This window comes from Shewanella algae (assembly GCF_009183365.2).
GTDB lineage: Bacteria > Pseudomonadota > Gammaproteobacteria > Enterobacterales > Shewanellaceae > Shewanella > Shewanella algae.
Window position 1 is genome coordinate 4,464,718 of the sequence record NZ_CP068230.1, and the last position, 17,196, is coordinate 4,481,913.

At 55.1% G+C, this 17,196-nt stretch carries 14 protein-coding genes; 3 read left to right on the plus strand and 11 right to left on the minus strand.

Going from position 1 to position 17,196, the window contains the following annotated elements; translation table 11 throughout:
• The first annotated feature begins 71 nt into the window (after positions 1 to 71).
• The gene (locus tag E1N14_RS19860) at positions 72 to 839 is read left to right on the plus strand and encodes a phosphatase PAP2 family protein (protein ID WP_025010067.1); all 768 of its coding nucleotides are present in this window, start codon (positions 72 to 74) and stop codon (positions 837 to 839) included.
• Positions 840 to 882: 43 nt separating this feature from the next.
• Here the strand turns inward: E1N14_RS19860 and E1N14_RS19865 are convergent, their stop codons facing one another.
• The 6 genes from E1N14_RS19865 to ilvC all read right to left on the minus strand — a co-directional run bounded on the left by E1N14_RS19865 (position 883) and on the right by ilvC (position 9,413).
• Positions 883 to 2,013, minus strand: a complete 1,131-nt coding sequence (locus tag E1N14_RS19865; protein WP_025010068.1) for a pyridoxal-phosphate-dependent aminotransferase family protein — start codon at positions 2,011 to 2,013, stop codon at positions 883 to 885.
• A gap of 127 nt (positions 2,014 to 2,140) precedes the next feature.
• On the minus strand, positions 2,141 to 3,694 hold the full coding sequence (ilvA, locus tag E1N14_RS19870; protein ID WP_025010069.1) for a threonine ammonia-lyase, biosynthetic: 1,554 nt from the start codon (positions 3,692 to 3,694) through the stop codon (positions 2,141 to 2,143).
• A 1-nt stretch (position 3,695) separates the two neighbouring features.
• Entirely contained in the window at positions 3,696 to 5,552 is a 1,857-nt protein-coding gene (ilvD, locus tag E1N14_RS19875) for a dihydroxy-acid dehydratase (RefSeq protein ID WP_062793631.1), read from the minus strand.
• A gap of 36 nt (positions 5,553 to 5,588) precedes the next feature.
• Entirely contained in the window at positions 5,589 to 5,846 is a 258-nt protein-coding gene (ilvM, locus tag E1N14_RS19880; RefSeq protein ID WP_025010070.1) for an acetolactate synthase 2 small subunit, read from the minus strand.
• Positions 5,843 to 7,519, minus strand: coding sequence for an acetolactate synthase 2 catalytic subunit (gene ilvG / locus E1N14_RS19885; RefSeq protein ID WP_025010071.1), 1,677 nt, complete (start codon positions 7,517 to 7,519; stop codon positions 5,843 to 5,845). The genes ilvM and ilvG overlap by 4 nt, the downstream gene beginning before the upstream one ends.
• A gap of 412 nt (positions 7,520 to 7,931) precedes the next feature.
• Positions 7,932 to 9,413: a ketol-acid reductoisomerase gene (ilvC, locus tag E1N14_RS19890; RefSeq protein WP_062793632.1), complete on the minus strand. Its 1,482-nt coding sequence runs from the start codon at positions 9,411 to 9,413 to the stop codon at positions 7,932 to 7,934.
• A gap of 148 nt (positions 9,414 to 9,561) precedes the next feature.
• On the opposite strand from ilvC, the gene ilvY reads away from it, so the two are divergent.
• Positions 9,562 to 10,434: an HTH-type transcriptional activator IlvY gene (gene ilvY / locus E1N14_RS19895; protein ID WP_025010072.1), complete on the plus strand. Its 873-nt coding sequence runs from the start codon at positions 9,562 to 9,564 to the stop codon at positions 10,432 to 10,434.
• A 143-nt stretch (positions 10,435 to 10,577) separates the two neighbouring features.
• Here the strand turns inward: ilvY and paeA are convergent, their stop codons facing one another.
• Complete coding sequence (gene paeA, locus E1N14_RS19900; RefSeq protein WP_025889658.1) at positions 10,578 to 11,909, minus strand: polyamine export protein PaeA; 1,332 nt, start codon at positions 11,907 to 11,909, stop codon at positions 10,578 to 10,580.
• 174 nt (positions 11,910 to 12,083) lie between these two features.
• Here paeA and E1N14_RS19905 point away from each other — a divergent pair, with 174 nt between their 5' ends.
• Positions 12,084 to 12,887: a substrate-binding periplasmic protein gene (locus E1N14_RS19905; protein WP_025010073.1), complete on the plus strand. Its 804-nt coding sequence runs from the start codon at positions 12,084 to 12,086 to the stop codon at positions 12,885 to 12,887.
• Between the two features lie 31 nt (positions 12,888 to 12,918).
• On the opposite strand, the gene E1N14_RS19910 is transcribed toward E1N14_RS19905, so the two are convergent.
• From E1N14_RS19910 to E1N14_RS19925, 4 genes are all read right to left on the minus strand, one after another.
• Positions 12,919 to 14,709, minus strand: a complete 1,791-nt coding sequence (locus E1N14_RS19910) for a sensor domain-containing diguanylate cyclase (RefSeq protein WP_051546934.1) — start codon at positions 14,707 to 14,709, stop codon at positions 12,919 to 12,921.
• Entirely contained in the window at positions 14,706 to 15,704 is a 999-nt protein-coding gene (locus E1N14_RS19915; RefSeq protein ID WP_162173425.1) for an ABC transporter substrate-binding protein, read from the minus strand. Before E1N14_RS19915 ends, E1N14_RS19910 begins: the two co-directional genes overlap by 4 nt.
• A gap of 159 nt (positions 15,705 to 15,863) precedes the next feature.
• Positions 15,864 to 16,112, minus strand: a complete 249-nt coding sequence (locus E1N14_RS19920; RefSeq protein WP_025010076.1) for a hypothetical protein — start codon at positions 16,110 to 16,112, stop codon at positions 15,864 to 15,866.
• 155 nt (positions 16,113 to 16,267) lie between these two features.
• The gene (locus E1N14_RS19925; protein WP_025010077.1) at positions 16,268 to 17,083 is read right to left on the minus strand and encodes an EAL domain-containing protein; all 816 of its coding nucleotides are present in this window, start codon (positions 17,081 to 17,083) and stop codon (positions 16,268 to 16,270) included.
• Positions 17,084 to 17,196 lie beyond the last annotated feature (113 nt).

Sequence of the window (17,196 nt, forward strand, 5' to 3'; positions counted from 1 at the left end):
GCCATTAATGCTTGCCGCGTTCCTCCCCTCTGGCACAATGGCGGTTTGTCCGTTCCGATAAGGGTGTATTAATGAAATATGCAGCCGTCCCTTTGACCTCTCTGGCCATTTGTTGGCTGTTTCTGCTCAGCTTGCCGCTGGCGCTGTTTTCCCTGTCAGAGCCGCTCTTCCCTTGGCTCAATCTCGATAGCGCCGCCGCTCAGTTTTGGTACTGGTTAACCGTGTCCGGTTCGGCGCCCTGGGGCGTAAGCACCGTGTTGTTGGTGTTTGCCATCAGCTTTTTTATCCTGCCAAGGGGCAGCTGGCTGAAGATGATGTTCTGCACTTCGCTGGGCTTGGTGCTGTGTTTGCTGCTCAATGAACAGCTCAAGCTGGTATTTGCAGAATCCCGGCCCTATATCGAATGGCTGTCCCACCAGCAGCATCTGGATATCAAGGAGTTCTACAGCATAGACAAGTACGCCCGCAGGGAACTGCTGGCACAGGTTCTTCCCGGGGTATCACCGCTGGATATGCCCATCTCGGCACAGATCCAGCGCCACTGGCAGATAGAAACTGGGTTTTCCTTTCCCTCCGGCCATACCATTTTTGCCGTGACCCTGACTATGTGCAGCAGTTTCTTTCTGCTAAGGCACAATAATCTCTGGCTTCCGGCGCTGCTTATCTGCTGGGCGCTGCTGATGGGGCTGAGCCGCATGTTGCTGGGAATGCACTGGAGTGTCGATGTATTGACCTCGACCCTGCTGGGGGGGCTGCTGTCGGCCCTGGCTATCTATGTCGGCAGCCACAGCTATCGCCGCCTGGAACCTTGGTTCACAGGGGCTGTGAGTAAAGGCTGAAACGAAAACGCCCCGTCATTGAACGGGGCGTTTATCTATAGGATCAGTTGAGCACTTCGGCCAGGGCCCGCAGGCACAAGGCAACATTTTCCCGTCTGGCACCGTAACCCATCAGGCCGATACGCCAAGCCTTTCCGGCCAAGGCGCCGAGGCCGGCACCTATCTCCAGATTATAGTTATCCAACAGCTGCTTTCTCACGGCGCCATCATCGACACCTTGCGGGATATAAACCGCGTTGAGTTGCGGCAAGCGGCTCTGCTCGGCCACCACAAATTCAAGCCCCATGGACTCAAGCCCCTGACGCAGCAAAAGGTGCATATCCCGGTGGCGCTGCCAGGCATTTTCCAGCCCCTCTTCGGCCAGTAACCGCAGCGCTTCGTGCAGTGAGTACAGAGCATTAACAGGCGCCGTGTGGTGATAACTGCGCTTGCCATCACCGCTCCAATAACCCATCACCAGGGACTGGTCCAGGAACCAGCTCTGCACCGGGCTCTTGCGCGCCTTGAGTTTGGCCACAGCGGCCGGTGAGAAAGACACGGGAGACAACCCAGGCACACAGGAGAGGCACTTTTGACTGCCGGAATAGATGGCATCTATGCCCCAATCATCGACTCTGAGCTCGACGCCTCCGAGGGAAGTTACGGCATCGACAATCGACAGACAGCTGTGCTCACGCGCCAAGGCGCACAGTGTTTTGGCGTCGGAAAGCGCGCCGGTGGAGGTTTCGGCGTGCACAAAGGCCAGGAAGGCGGCATCGGGATGCGCCTTCAGCGCAGCTTCCACCACTTCTGGGTCAACCGCTGTACCCCATTCGAAATCCAGCATCACCGCCTCGGCGCCAATCCGCTCGACGTTCTGGCGCATTCTGTCGCCAAACACCCCATTACGGCAGACAATCACCTTTTCGCCCGGCTCCACCAGGTTGACGAAGCAGGTCTCCATACCGGCGCTGCCCGGGGCAGATACCGCTATAGTCATCTCGTTGCGGGTTTGAAACGCATATTGAATGAGGCTCTTGAGCTCATCCATCATGGCCACAAACAGAGGATCCAGATGCCCGACCGTCGGCCGCGACTGCGCCGCCAATACCTGAGGATAGACATCCGAAGGGCCGGGGCCCATCAGGATCCGGCGGGGAGGGTTGAAAGCGCTAACCGAGGGTGCAGCAAACATCTTGGCTCTCCTTACAAGAGGTTTCAGGGTACGGATTAGAATAATAACTCAAGACCATAGCATAAAACTGACCGCCGGACTGCCCCTGCTTTTGGCGAAGACAGTCGACCTTTTCCCTTTCAGGATCTCACTGGCCTGGGCGCGCCAGAAACAGCCGGTAGGCGGGGTTATCCGTCTCGTCCTGACAGACAAACCCCAACTCATCCAGAAACCGACCAAAGGCGGCTTCATCGGCCTTGGGCACTTCAAAGCCGGCCAGCACCCGCCCAAAGGCGGCGCCATGGTTGCGATAGTGAAATAGACTGATGTTCCACTTGCTCTTCAACGTCGTGAGAAACTGCAGCAATGCCCCCGGATGCTCCGGGAATTCAAAGCTGAGCAGTTTTTCCTCCAAAGGCTCGGGTGGCAAGCCGCCCACCATATAACGCACATGCAGTTTGGCCGCTTCATCGGCAGAAAGATCCTGCACCGCAAAACCGGCACTCTCCAGAGATGAGATAATCGCCTGCAGCTCGCTGACACCTTCGCTAAGACGGATCCCGGCAAAGACCACGGCGCGATCGCGCCCGCTGAAACGGTAGTTGAACTCTGTCATCACCCGCCGCTCCAGCAGTTCACAAAAATGCAGGAAGGAGCCAGGCCTTTCCGGAATGGTCACTGCCAGCACCGCCTCTTTATGCTCGCCCAGTTCGCAGCGCTCAGACACATATCTCAGGCTGTGAAAATTCACATTAGCCCCGCTGAGAATCGCCGCCAATTTCTCGCCCTTGCCCTTGTCACCGACATACTTTTTTAGCCCGGCCAGCGACAAAGCACCGGCCGGTTCGGCAATGGCGCGGGTATCCTCAAAGATATCCTTGACCGCGGCGCAGATTTCATCTGAGCTGACAGTCACCACTTCATCGACATATTCCCGCGCCAATCGAAAAGGCTCTTGACCTATACGCTTAACCGCCACCCCATCGGCAAACAATCCCACCTGCTCCAGCGTCACAGGTTCATCGGCTTCCAGCGCCGCCTTGAGACAGGCGGCATCTTCCGGCTCGACGCCGATGATCTTCACCTCAGGCATTACGGCTTTGTAGTAAGCGGCAATTCCGGCGATTAAGCCACCGCCACCCACTGGCACAAACACCACTTCAAGATCTCTTTGCTGCTGCAGCATCTCCTGGGCAACCGTGCCCTGCCCGGCGATCACCGCCTCATCATCGAAGGGGGGAATAAACACCCGCCCCTCATCCTGGGCCAACGCCATGGCATACTGATTGGCCTGATCGAACGACTGCCCATGAAGCACCACATTGCCGCCGAGGCGGCGCACCGCATCTATCTTGATGTCCGGGGTGGTAGTAGGCATCACTATCACGGCGTCGACCCCGCGACTCGAAGCCGACATGGCAACACCCTGGGCGTGATTACCGGCCGAGGCACATACCACTCCGTTTTCGCACTCAGCGGGGCTCAAGGCGGCGATACGATTATAGGCGCCGCGCAGCTTGAACGAGTGTACCGGTTGCATATCCTCGCGCTTGAGAAACACCTGGCAGCCCAAACGGGCCGACAGCTTGTTCAGACTCGACAGCGGGGTAACCCGCGCCACATCATAGACATGGGACAAGAGGATCTTCTGTAGATAATAGTTGGCCAGCGACAGCTGACTCTTGGATGCCAGCGCCAACATACTAGCCCTCCAACTTAGTGCGATCGCGCACGGCGCCCTTGTCGGCACTGGTGGCCAACATGGCATAAGCCTTGAGCGCCAGCGACACAGGGCGCACCCGTGCCAACGGCTTCCAGGCCAAAGGCCCCTTGGCCTGCATCGCCTCACGGCGCCGGGCGAGCTCAGCATCGCTCAGCTTAAGCGTGATGCTGCGGGCCGGGATATCGATTTCAATGGCATCGCCATTTTCAATCAAGGCGATAGTGCCCCCTGAGGCGGCTTCCGGTGACACATGGCCTATGGACAGCCCGGACGTACCGCCGGAGAAGCGGCCATCTGTGATTAAGGCGCAGGCCTTGCCCAAACCGCGGGACTTGAGGTAACTGGTGGGATAAAGCATCTCCTGCATGCCAGGGCCACCTTTGGGGCCTTCGTAGCGAATAACCACCACATCCCCGGCGACCACTTCACCGCCGAGGATCCCGGCAACGGCCTCGTCCTGGCTCTCATATACCCTAGCCACGCCTTTGAACCTCAGGTTGGATTCATCCACCCCGGCGGTTTTCACTATGCAGCCATGCTCGGCCAGATTACCGGACAGTACCGCCAAGCCCCCTTCCTGACTGAAAGCAAACTCGCGGCTGCGGATACAACCTTCGCGGCGATCTGTATCCAGTGATGTCCAGCGGCAATCCTGGCTGAAGGCCTGGGTAGTAGGGATCCCCGCGGGACCGGCGCGGAAGAAGTCTTTTACCTTCGCAGACTCGGTGCGCATCACATCATAATTGGCCAGCACAGACTCAAGCGAGCCATCATCGGAAGCCACATGGTTAACATCAGTATGCAATAAACCGGCGCGTTCCAGCTCACCCAAGATCCCCATTACGCCACCGGCTCTGTGGACATCTTCCATATGGTATTTAGCGGTCGAAGGTGCCACCTTGCAAAGGTGCGGCACCTTGCGGCTGAGACGGTCGATATCCGTCATGGTGAAATCCACTTCGGCTTCCTGAGCCGCCGCCAACAGGTGCAGCACAGTGTTGGAAGAACCGCCCATGGCGATATCCAAGGTCATGGCATTCTCGAACGCCTTGAAGTTGGCGATATTGCGCGGCAATACCGAGGCATCATCATCCGAGTAGTAACGCTTGGCCAGCGCCATCACTCTTCTGCCCGCCTCCAGAAACAGTTCGCGTCGATCACTGTGGGTCGCCAACATGGAGCCGTTGCCCGGCAGCGACAGCCCCAACGCCTCGGTCAGGCAGTTCATCGAGTTGGCTGTAAACATGCCGGAGCAGCTGCCACAGGTTGGGCAGGCGCTGCGTTCGATTTTCTCGCTGTCGGCATCGGATACCCTGTCATCGGCCGCCGCCACCATGGCATCCACCAGATCCAGCTTGATAAGTTTATCGGACAGTTTGGTCTTGCCCGCTTCCATAGGCCCGCCGGAGACAAATACCACGGGGATATTGAGCCGCAGCGCCGCCATCAACATGCCGGGGGTGATCTTGTCGCAGTTGGAGATACACACCAGAGCATCGGCGCAGTGGGCATTGACCATATATTCGACGCTGTCGGCAATCAGTTCACGGGAAGGCAGGGAATAGAGCATGCCGCCATGGCCCATGGCGATGCCGTCATCGACCGCTATGGTGTTGAACTCTTTGGCGATGCCGCCGGCCTCTTCGATGGCCGATGCCACCAGGGAGCCCATGTCTTTCAGATGCACATGACCGGGAACAAACTGAGTGAAGGAATTGGCAATGGCGATAATGGGCTTACCGAAGTCGCCTTCCTTGACCCCTGTGGCACGCCAAAGGGCTCGGGCTCCGGCCATGTTGCGACCTTCGGTACTGGTTGCTGATCTGAGTTTGGGCATTGCTCAATTCCTTACGCTTATTCTGATGATTCTTGGTTAGCCGTTGACGGTACGGGAAAGGCTGCTTGCGGGCCGCACAGTGCAGCGGGCCACGTCTACCAGCTTAGTCAACTGACGACTCAGCAGCTCTATGGCTCTGTCACTGTCGACCGCCATTGCCAGCTGCAGGCGCTGATCCTCGGCCAGTGTCATATGCATATCGCGGACGGTAAAGCCGCGGTGGCGGGTTACCCGCAATACACGTTCCAGTACTTCGGGGCGTTGTTCCAGGGTCAATTCCAGATTATGGATCATGATCGCTTCTCCGTTTGTTCCATCATTTCACAGTTGGAGGCGCCGGGGGGAACCAGCGGCCAGACATTAAAGGCATCGTCTATGGCGACGTGCAGCAGGAAGGGGCCTTTGGCACTGAGCATCTCATCCAGTGCCTGCTCAACCTCATCGGCCGAGTAGATGGTGCGTCCGGGGATATCGAAGGAGGACGCCAGGGTAACAAAGTCGGGGTTATCGGACAGGTCGGTTTCGCTGTATCTCTCTTCAAAAAACAGCTGTTGCCACTGCTTCACCATGCCCAACTTCTGGTTATCTATCAAAAGTATCTTCACCGGCAGTTTACGACGCTTGATGGTGGTCAGCTCCTGCACATTCATCATGAAAGAGCCGTCGCCGGAAACCGTGACCACAGTGGCATCCGGCCGGGCCATCTGCGCGCCTATGGCCGCCGGCAAGCCAAAGCCCATGGTGCCAAGCCCGGCACTGGAAAGATGATCTTCCGGGCGGCGAAAATGCATATGCTGGGCAACCCACATCTGGTGCTGGCCGACATCACAGCTCACCACAGAGTCGCTCGGCAGCTTGTTGGCCAGACGACGCAACATGGCCGGCGCATAGATGAGTGAACCAGGATGGGCGTAATCCCACTGGTGCTGCGCCCGCAGGTGCTCGACTTCCGCCTGCCAGGGCGCTATCTGCAGCGCTTGCGGCGCCAGTTGCGTCAATATGCTTCTTAAGTCCCCATCCATGGCCACATCCGGCTGGCGCAGTTTGCCAAGTTCGGCGGCGTCGATATCCAGGTGGATCACCTTGGCCTTGCTGGCAAAGCTCTCCAGCCTACCCGTGACCCTGTCATCGAAACGGGCACCGACCACCAGCAGCAGATCGCACTGCTGCACCGCCAGATTGGCGGCCTTGTTGCCGTGCATCCCCAGCATCCCCAGGTAACCTTGAGTGCCGTGGGCTATGGCGCCCAGCCCCTTAAGCGTTGCCACCGAAGGAATACCGCTACGCTGAATAAAAGCCCGCAGCGGCTCCACTGCGCCCGCCATACCGACGCCACCACCGACGTACAACATGGGTTGGCGCGCGGCCGCCAGCAAGGCGTTGGCTTCCGCCAAAGCCGCCCGGTCCAGCTCCGGCTCATCGGGCACCGCCTGCAACGGCGCCTTGTATTCCACTTGGGCAAGCTGGATGTCTTTGGGGATATCCACCAGCACAGGACCGGGACGGCCGGAGGCGGCGATTTCGAAGGCGCGGTACAGGGTAGCAACCAGTTCATCGGCGCGGGTCACCATAAAACTGTGTTTGGTACATGACAGGCTCATGCCCAGCACGTCCATCTCCTGAAAGGCATCTGTGCCTATCACGGAGGTGGAAACCTGGCCTGTGATGGCCACCAGCGGCACTGAGTCCAACAGCGCATCGGCCAAGGCGGTGATCAGATTGGTAGCCCCCGGACCCGAGGTGGCCAGGCAGACGCCCGTCTTGCCGCTTGAGCGGGCATAACCGACGGCGGCGAAGGCGGCGCCCTGTTCATGACGGGAGAGCAGATGTTCGACCTGGCTGTCGTAGAGAGCATCGTAGATAGGCATGATGGCGCCGCCGGGATAACCAAAAACCGTGTTCACCCCATGGGCGGCCAATACCTTGATAACCGCTTCACTGCCGCTGATCTTCTGCCCTTGTTCCATCTTGTTATCTCGCCTATTTTTGCTGCTGTTTAAGTTTTCAATGGCCCTGAAACGACAAACCCCCCGGTCCTTTCGGAGCGGGGGGTTTGTTTGCAATTTCTGACCCTATCTGGTCTGTCGTCGCGCCACGAGCCGCCCCCGCTGTGATGGAATAATCACGACGGTAATAATCACGAGGAGGAGCTTGGCGCTTAAGTTAAACATTTCTCAGACAGTTTCCTGTATTCAATTTATCTGCTTGGCGAGCCCTTTGGCAGCGCACTTATTAACCATTACCATAAAGTGTTTTCAGAACACAACAAAAAAATTCACAACCTGAAAATCTTCCAACTTGGCTTGGCTATGGCACCCTCGCCAATGGCTCGCCTAAACAGCTTGATTGCCGCCGGCGGCAATCAAGCTAACGCTTACGTCAATCTTGCAGGTTTATCCTTTTCATTTCAGTCATGTAACCGCGAAGTTCGGCACCGACATATTCGACGGCCGTATGGCGAATCGCTTCGTTGACCTCGATCAGACGCAGATTATCAACCCCATTGCCCGAATCCTTGAGACCGGCGCCCAGGACCTCGGGGGAGAGGGCGTTGACATAGTCACGCAGCAGCGGCACGGCGGCATGGTTGAACAAGTAACAACCATATTCGGCGGTATCCGAGATCACTACGTTCATCTCATAGAGGCGTTTACGGGCTATGGTGTTGGCAATCAGCGGCGTCTCATGCAGCGACTCGTAATAGGCCGACTCTTCGATGATCCCGGCATCCACCATGGTATCGAACGCCAGTTCCACCCCGGCCTTGATCATGGCCACCAGGAAGATCCCCTTGTCGAAATAGGTCTGCTCATCTATCTGCTCGGCGCAGGTCGGCGCCTTTTCAAAGCCGGTGTTATTGGTATCTTCACGCCAGCGCAGCAAATTGGCGTCGTCATTGGCCCAGTCGGCCATCATAGTGGCGGAAAACTCGCCGCTGATGATGTCGTCCATATGTTTTTCAAACAGCGGAGTCAGCAACACCTTAAGCTCTTCGGCAATCTCAAACGCCTTGATCTTGGCCGGGTTGGACAGGCGATCCATCATATTGGTGATACCGCCATGCTTGAGCGCCTCTGTGATGGTTTCCCAGCCCTGCTGGATAAGCTTGGCGGCATAACCCGGCTCAACGCCATCGGCCACCATCTTGTCATAACCCAGAATCGCTCCCGTCTGCAGCATGCCGCAGAGAATGGTCTGCTCGCCCATCAGATCCGACTTCACCTCGGCGATAAACGAGGAGTGCAGCACGCCGGCGCGATCGCCGCCGGTAGCACTGGCATAGGCCTTGGCTATCTCCAGGCCGTCGCCATTGGGATCATTCTCAGGATGCACTGCGATCAGTGTCGGTACCCCAAAGCCACGCTTGTATTCCTCACGCACTTCAGTACCGGGGCACTTGGGCGCCACCATGATGACAGTAATGTCCGGGCGCACCTGCATCCCCTCTTCCACTATGTTGAAGCCATGGGAATAGGACAGGGTCGCACCTTGCTTCATCAAGGGCATTACCGCATTGACCACTGGAGTGTGCTGCTTGTCAGGTGTCAGGTTCAGTACCAGATCGGCCCCGGGGATCAGCTCTTCGAAGGTGCCCACCTTGAAACCGTTTTCGGTGGCTCGCTGCCAGGAGGCGCGTTTCTCGGCGATGGCTTCGCTACGCAGGGCATAGGCGATGTTCAGCCCTGAGTCACGCATGTTCAACCCCTGATTTAACCCCTGGGCACCACAGCCAAGGATGACAATATTCCAGTCCTTGATATAGTCACAGCCGTTTTCAAACTCGCTGCGCTCCATAAAACGGCACTGGCTCAGCTGTGCCAACTGTTGCCGCAGATTCAGGGTATTGAAGTAATTTGCCATCTTAGCCACCTGTTTAACCGAATTCCTGGGACCAAGCCGAAACGGCTTAGTGATGCAAATCACTATAGCCCATGGTTTAAATTGCTTGAAATGATATATTCGGCATGTCATGTTGCACAAAACGCAACAATAAGAGAGGCAAAACGGCATGGATATTCGGGCGATAAAACTCTATCTGGATCTCTGCGACACCCTGCATTTTTCCCGCACCGCCACCCGGATGCATGTCAGCCCTTCAACCTTAAGCCGCACCTTGCAAAGGCTGGAAGATGAAGTGGGCAGCAAGCTGCTGGAGCGGGACAACCGCAGCGTTACCCTGACCCACGCAGGCGAAGCCTTTCGCCGCTTCGCCAGCCAGACATTGACTCAGTGGCAGGAGCTGCGCCGCGAGCTGGATCCGCAGCAAAAGCTGCTGAGGGGCACATTGCAACTCTATTGCTCAGTCACAGCCGCCTACAGCCACCTGCCGGCCCTATTGGATAAGTTTCGCCGCCAGCAGCCCCTGGTCGATATCAAACTCACCACAGGTGATGCCGCAGATGCGGTGCAGGAAATTCAGCAGCAGAGGGCGGATATCGCCATCGCCGCTCTGCCGCAGGACTTTCCGCCGAGCCTGCACTTTGCCCCCATAGGAGAGGTGCCACTATCGATTATCGCGCCCACCATCAACTGTCAATTGCAGTCGCTGCTGGCGCAAAACCCTATTCCCTGGGAGCAACTGCCCTTTATCGTGCCCGACCACGGCCCCGGGCGTTTACGGGCCGAACGCTGGTTCAAGGCGATGGGGATCAAGGCCAATATCTATGCCCAGGTATCGGGCCACGAGGCGATAGTGCCCATGGTGGCTCTGGGCTGCGGTGTCAGCATCACTCCGGATGTCGTGGTAGCCAATAGTCCACTGGGCGAGAGGATAAAAACCCTGGCCTCACCGGCCGAGATAGCCCCCTTTGAACTGGGGTGCTGCTGCAAGGCCAAGCGGCGCCAGGATCCCTTGGTGAGTGCGTTTCTGGAAGTGATTTAGCTTAAGCGGCGGACGAGTCACTGGAGTACTCGTCCCGAGCTCGCGGCTTTGAAAGTCGGGCGTGCTTTACCGCCTATGACTGAGCCCTCTGCAAGATGCATAACTCAGTCGATGGTCTGCATGCCACGCCCTTCGAGCTTACCTTAAATATCGAGTGACTCTTCATCCTTGGGCAGTTGATCTTCCTGAGGCAAGAGCCGGGTGACCAGCAGTTGGTCTACCTTGTAGGCATCTATGTCCACCACCTCAAACTTATAACCTGCGTAGTTAACCGAATCTGTGCGCTTGGGGATCTTGCGTAACGTATACATCATAAAACCGGCGATGGTTTCATAGTTTTGGTTTTGCGGGAACTCCTCAATACCAAAGGCACGCATCACGTCGGTTATCGGCGTCACCCCGTCCACCAGCCAGGAGTTGGCGTCGCGGGGCACTATCTGCTCTTCACTTTCATGCAGCGACCAGGCGCCCATTACCGCGCTTTGCAGATCGTCAGTAGTCACTATCCCCACCACCAGGGCGTATTCATTCATCACCACGGCAAAGTCGGCCCTGTGATGACGGAAGTACTCCATGGCTTCCGACAGGCTCAGGGTGTCGGGAATGATCAGGCTGCTGCGCACTAACGAGGTATCTTTCAAATCTATCTTGCGACCGTTGATCACCCGGATCAGCAGCTCCTTGGCGTCTACCACCCCTTTAATATTGTCCAGCTGACCATCACAGACCAAAAACTTGTTGTGCGGATCTTCGGCGATTTTTTTCTTGATAGTGTCTTCGTCGTCCTGCAGCAGAAAATACACCAGGCTCTCACGGGCGGTCATCGCCGAGGTAACACTGACAGATTGCATCTCGAACACATTCTCTATCATCTGCTGCTCGCCCTTATCCAACACACCGGCCTCGGCGCCGGCATCCATGATGGCGTAGATATCGTCCGGGGTGATCTCATCATTGCGGGCAGTGGGGATCTGCAATAGCTTGAAGATACCGTTGGCCATGCCGTTGAAGATCCACACAAAGGGGCGCAGTAGGGTGATGCATATCAGCATGGGGTTCACCAAGTTAACCGCCACTTTCTCCGGTAAGGCCATGGCGACCCGTTTGGGCATCAGGTCGGCAATCAGAATAAACAGGCTGGTCACCAGCACGAAGGACAACACAAAGCTTAGCTGTCCGACCCAAGCCTGAGGGATCACATGGGCCAAAGCTGCTGCGAAGTAAGGGGTAAAAGCAGACTCACCGACAATACCGCCCATGATGGCGACGGCATTGAGACCAATCTGCACTACGGTGAAAAAACTGCCCGGAGTGGTTTGCAACGCCAATACTTTTTCGGCGCGCAAGTCTCCCTCCTCGGCCATCTGCCGTAAACGGATTTTACGGGATGCGGCCAGAGCAATTTCAGACATGGAAAAAAAGCAGCTGGTTCCGATCAGGCAAAAGATAATCACCAAATTATCGAATAAACTCATACAACACCTTAGGTTAGTTACAAAGCGCTTCTATGCCGTGCCCTTATCCAGGCCCGAAAATGGAATGACTGGGAGGTCAGAAAGGCGAACTGGTTACCGGTATGGACAATTACATGGCGAATTGAGTGGCTTTGCTATACTCCAAGAAACCCATTGCAGGCCTCTTTTACCGGAATGAAGTTCACATTATATCCGTTTGCGGCATTTTTGACAGTGATGCTTATCTCACCGGTTTCAATGGCTGAAGAAGACTCTAACGGCATTAAGTTAAGGATATGTGTCGAAGAGTCTGAATTTCCCCCCTTCAATTACTTTTCCAGAGTCGATGGTTACAAGACCCACGATAGTGACGGCTATGACATTCAGCTGCTTTATCGGCTGTTTACGCCACCACGCTGGCAGCTGCAAATCATCACCCTTCCCTGGCCAAGGTGCATGCTGGAAGTGGAACAGGGCAAGATAGACGCAGCCATGAGCGCCTCGGCCAATCCCGAGCGACGGCGAAAGTTCCTGCTGTCGCGCTCCTATTACTATCTCACCCCAGGGGTGGTCTTTCTCAAGCGTCGTTTCCCGCAGGGCTTGAGGTTCAACTCACTGACCGAGCTGGCACAGCTTGGCACAGTTTGCGGCATTCGTGGTTTCAATTATCGTAACTTCGGTTGGGACAACTCTCAGCCATTGTCCCTGAGCAAAGATCTGCCGTTGATCCCCGAATTATTGATCCGGGGCCGGTGTGACTTCTTTCTGGCACGACTGGAGATTTTCAGCGGCACCTTGAAACTGATGGATCGCGATCCACAGGTCATAGGGCTGGCAACGCAAGCCATTCCCAACACTCGGCCAGAACCCTTCTATATGCTGGTTTCCAGGCAAAGCCCACACAAGATGGCGCTGCTGGAAGAGTTCAATACCGGTGTAACCCAATTGGAAAAAAGCGGCGAACTGCAGCTGTTACTGCAAACATTCACCGGCCACTGATCCCCCGTGTTACTCCTTCAGAAACCAAGTGTTATTCCGCCAGAAACCAAGTGTTGCGTCCCAAATGCTTGGCCTGATAAAGCGCCTTGTCTGCCACTCGAATAACCTCACTCAAATCCTGTTCATCCCGGGGCAGAAGTGCCAGCCCAAGACTTATGGTGACTATGCCTGCTGGCGATGCTGCGTGAGAGATCTGCAACGCCCTGACTCGATTCAACAGGGTTTCAGCCAAATCCTTGGCTTGCCGGCGGTCGACTCCCGGCAAGACCAAAGCAAATTCCTCGCCGCCGACCCTGGCCAACAAGGCTGATTCAGGAAGCGCTTTTTGCATGGTCTGCGCCAGGCGCTGCAGCACACCGTCACCGGCCGGATGACCGAAACTGTCGTTGAAGGCCTTGAAGTGATCCACATCCAGCATGATCAGTGCACCGGCTTCTTCCGAGGCCAGCAGCCGCGCCAGGGATTCGGTAAAGGGGCGGCGATTGGCCAACCCGGTAAGTTCATCGGTTTCCGACAGCTGCTTGAGCTTGTGATTCAGCCCCAACAGCTCCCGCTGCAGCCCCAGCATCTGCAAATCCCTGCGCTCCCTGACCAAGAGTTCATTGAGCGCAGCGGCAAACTGGGTCAGCATGGCACGGCGGGACTGCGGCCACGGCTGAGGTGATTGACCATTACTCAGCGACAATACCCCCAACAGATCGTGACCATCGGTAATGGCAAACAGTGCCAGGGAACGTAACTGCAACTGCTTGAGCAGACGATATTCCGCATCCGCCTCTGGCCTCAGGGTTTCCACATCTTCCACCACCATCATCTGGCGGGAGTTGAGCTGCTCTGAAAAACGATTCAACTCACTGATATCTATGTAGCGTGAAGCCTGAGGGTCACCCCGGCGGCTCCAGACACTGCGGTAGCAGAGTTGCTGCTCCTTTATCTCCAACAAGGCAACCCGTTCGACAGCAAACAATTCGGCAATCTGACGACCAACATCGGCCAGGGCCTGATTGACTTCTCCCGGCTGCAACTTCAAAAATTGTAATGACAGATCCGCCAACAACTCATTGGCTCTGGCCTGCCAAGCCAGCTCCTTATGGCTTAGCTCTACCAACTCAGACAACTGCCTTTGCCCCCGGGCCAGATGTCTCTGTTGCCAACGTTTGCGGGCAAAATCGGTTCTAATACGTCGATACATCTGCTCTATGGCGCGGGCGACACTGCCAATTTCATCCTGATTCGCCGCACCAACCGCATCGGGCAAGGGCACTTTTCGCGGTTGCCCCAAATCTATGCGGTTGACGTATGCGGCCAGTGCCGCCAATCTTCCGGTAACCAGGCTACGTACCAGCGTCAGGATCACATAGATCATCAGCAGGGTTTTCAAGCCATTACCCACGACGATCAGAATCATCTGTCGCCACAACTCATAATAGAGTTGGTTGCGGCTGCGCTGAACCTTGAGCTCACCTATCTGTTGCTGACGGTAGATGATTGGAAATAGAAAGGTCTCATTATCCTGGGCCTGATTATTTCCCACCTGCAGGGCAATCCCGTCGGCACTGGACAAAGACGCGCCGGAAACATAGGGCTGCATGCCTATGCCAATCAGTATGTCCCGCAGCAGCTTATGGTCCACATCCCAAATGGCCTGCGCCATGCCGGGCAGATTTGCCTCGACATATTCATGTAACCTGCGATTGCTGCCTTCAACGCCATCCTGATAGTTCCAGAACAGCTGGGCCGCCATGGTCACCAAGGCAAAAAATGAACTGACACCTATGATAACCAGGGTCATCTTGTGACTGATGACGGAGCTTTGTTTCAATGCGTTACTTCCGATGTCTGTTGGTACCAGGCGAGCAGTGCCCGCCAATTTCGTTGCTCGAGCAGATTGAAAGGCTCAGTGCCCGGCACCAGAAGCCTGAACATTGGGGGAACCTTCTCATTCCATGGCCTGGCCTCGCTGTCGTCACGGATGCGCATGAGCGCCTCTGCCCCCGCCAGCAAATGACCGCCGCCCAAGACACTGATGTGCCCCTGACTACGCCAATCAAGTACCTTGGAGGAAGTGTTGATACTGGCGATGAAAATATCCTCTCCAGGCCTGAGCCCCTTGTCCTCCAATGCCGCAATGGCACCAAAGGCCATATGATCGTTGGCGGTCCAAATCCCTTCCAGCCCGGGGTAACGATTCAGCAACACCTGGGTCTGCACCCTAGCTCTCTGCTCTTGCCAGTGACCATAGACGAGTTGCAGCGGTTCTATCCCCGCCTGCCGAAAACCGTTTAAAGCTCCTTGAGTCCGTTCGATAGACGCCGGTGTCCCCTTGTCACCTGAGATCAATAATACCTTGCCCTGCCGCTTATTCCCCATTTGCATTAACAGCGCCTGGGCGGTCAGAAAACCTATTCGTTCATTGTCCGGAACCAATGGTGGCAGCAAATGCTGCTGCCAATAAGGCTCCTGCAACAATGAATGACGCGCCTTGGGCTCAATATCATTGAGCAGCAGTAGCGTTTTAAAGGGGAGCCCTTCAAAGGCTGCCAGCATTTTTGCGGCAACATTTTTTTCATTGACCAAAATGACATACCGGGGCAATTGCTCGCGAGCCGCCAACTCTTGTGCCAGGGCTATCATCCTGAAATGATCCCTGTTGGCATGCAGTATTTCCAACTCAATGTTGAGCTCGGCCGCCGCCACCAACATCAGCTTATCTATATCGCCCCAGAAACTCTCCTGAGCAGAGCCTGGATTAATAAAGCTAACCCGTAACGGATGAGCTTGAGCCAATACCTTGGTCGGGTAGTTTAGAAAAACCATCAGCAAAAGCAGAAAAAGGGAAAGGAGTTTACGTGGTGGAGTGAATAAATCACCCCACCACGTATTAAATAGACTCAACAGCAAGGCATCCATCCCCCAGCAAACAATGCATATCGTATACCGGAGAATTAAAACACAGATGGGCTGCCCTTGTGGAGATTAATTAACCTCTGGCAAACTTTCCAGAAGCTGATAACCCATTTCGTTGAGTTGATCATTAACGCAGGTCAGCAGATATTCCTGACGTTCTTCGGCTGGCACCGCGTCTTCATCGGCCATTTGCAAACAGGCTTGCTGCAGTTGTTGAATATCGGTTTCACTGGCTTGAGGCAGGGCGTTTTCTTCATCGGCTGCCAGGGCAGCACCACTGAGTAACATACCGGCCAGCAGCAGAGTTAAGCTTTTCATCTTGTTTCCTTGTGTGAGTAAAGTGCCATCCCATGGGGCAGCACAGAGAAGTCTCACACAATCTACCAGTAGATTTTACATTCAGATAACGAGAAATTTTTGCCGTGACAGTGACCTTTTTTATCCGTTAAACAAGTGAATTCGCGCCTGCGATGTCACCCAAAGGCATGCTGGTGCAACTCTATTTGCGCCAGCTTTTCCGGCTGGGAAAACAGGTATCCCTGCAAACCATCATAGGGTACCAACTCCATCACCAAAAATTGCTCCAGCGTCTCTACCTTTTCAACAATCACCTTAACCTGAGCCTGATTTTTTAATTGATATATATAGTCAATAAAATCCAGCCTGACTTTTTCTGATTTTTCAAAACCGCGGGGAAGGATCAATTTGATATAATCGACGCAAGCAGTATTAATCCAATGCCGTCTCAAATCACCTTTAGGCTCAAAGTCATCCAAAGCAAATTTAACACCAAAATCATGTAACTTGGCGATACTGGCAAAAGCAGTTGTAGCAATCTTGGCTGACAAACGTTCCGTAATTTCAACAACCAACTCCACCTCTTGTTGTTTCAATGTTTCTTTTAGCCAAACCAATTCAGCCTCTAAAGATGAGATGATTCTAGCTTCTATATTGATAAACAGCCGTGCAATTTTGTGGCCAGCCAGGGCCAAAACATCGAGATGCCTGTAATCAATAGCCGCCAATTGATGCAACTGCTCCAGAGATAAATTCAATAGCTCTTTTTGATGCAGATTGGCATAGAAGCCTTCCACACTTAAGCATAGCTTTCCAGGCCTGAATAATACTTCATAAGCCACCTCTTGGGCACAGCCGCTTATTTTTCTGGCAACTATCTCCTGAAAATGAGCTTCAGTTAATGGTGCGTTATTGTACTCATTAAACAGCTTGCCTATGCTGCCCGGCTCATTGCCGGAATCCGTATTGTCACATCTCTGCTGCGTAAGCATGTTTCCCCCTTGATAGCACTGAACAGCAACAACCCGACAAACAGACCAGCATTCGGTTAACACTATGCATTTTGCGGGATCAAGGCAGAGATTCTCACCAGTGGAGTTAATCC

Coding starts and splice junctions, on each gene's coding strand:
- E1N14_RS19925 (WP_025010077.1), bottom strand. CDS start 17,083: ATGCTTACGCAGCAGAGATGTGACAATACGGATTCCGGCAATGAGCCG.
- E1N14_RS19915 (WP_162173425.1), bottom strand. CDS start 15,704: ATGGTTTTTCTAAACTACCCGACCAAGGTATTGGCTCAAGCTCATCCG.
- E1N14_RS19865 (WP_025010068.1), bottom strand. CDS start 2,013: ATGTTTGCTGCACCCTCGGTTAGCGCTTTCAACCCTCCCCGCCGGATC.
- ilvM (WP_025010070.1), bottom strand. CDS start 5,846: ATGATCCATAATCTGGAATTGACCCTGGAACAACGCCCCGAAGTACTG.
- ilvC (WP_062793632.1), bottom strand. CDS start 9,413: ATGGCAAATTACTTCAATACCCTGAATCTGCGGCAACAGTTGGCACAG.
- ilvY (WP_025010072.1), top strand. CDS start 9,562: ATGGATATTCGGGCGATAAAACTCTATCTGGATCTCTGCGACACCCTG.
- ilvG (WP_025010071.1), bottom strand. CDS start 7,519: ATGGAACAAGGGCAGAAGATCAGCGGCAGTGAAGCGGTTATCAAGGTA.
- ilvD (WP_062793631.1), bottom strand. CDS start 5,552: ATGCCCAAACTCAGATCAGCAACCAGTACCGAAGGTCGCAACATGGCC.
- E1N14_RS19905 (WP_025010073.1), top strand. CDS start 12,084: ATGAAGTTCACATTATATCCGTTTGCGGCATTTTTGACAGTGATGCTT.
- E1N14_RS19920 (WP_025010076.1), bottom strand. CDS start 16,112: ATGAAAAGCTTAACTCTGCTGCTGGCCGGTATGTTACTCAGTGGTGCT.
- E1N14_RS19860 (WP_025010067.1), top strand. CDS start 72: ATGAAATATGCAGCCGTCCCTTTGACCTCTCTGGCCATTTGTTGGCTG.
- paeA (WP_025889658.1), bottom strand. CDS start 11,909: ATGAGTTTATTCGATAATTTGGTGATTATCTTTTGCCTGATCGGAACC.
- ilvA (WP_025010069.1), bottom strand. CDS start 3,694: ATGTTGGCGCTGGCATCCAAGAGTCAGCTGTCGCTGGCCAACTATTAT.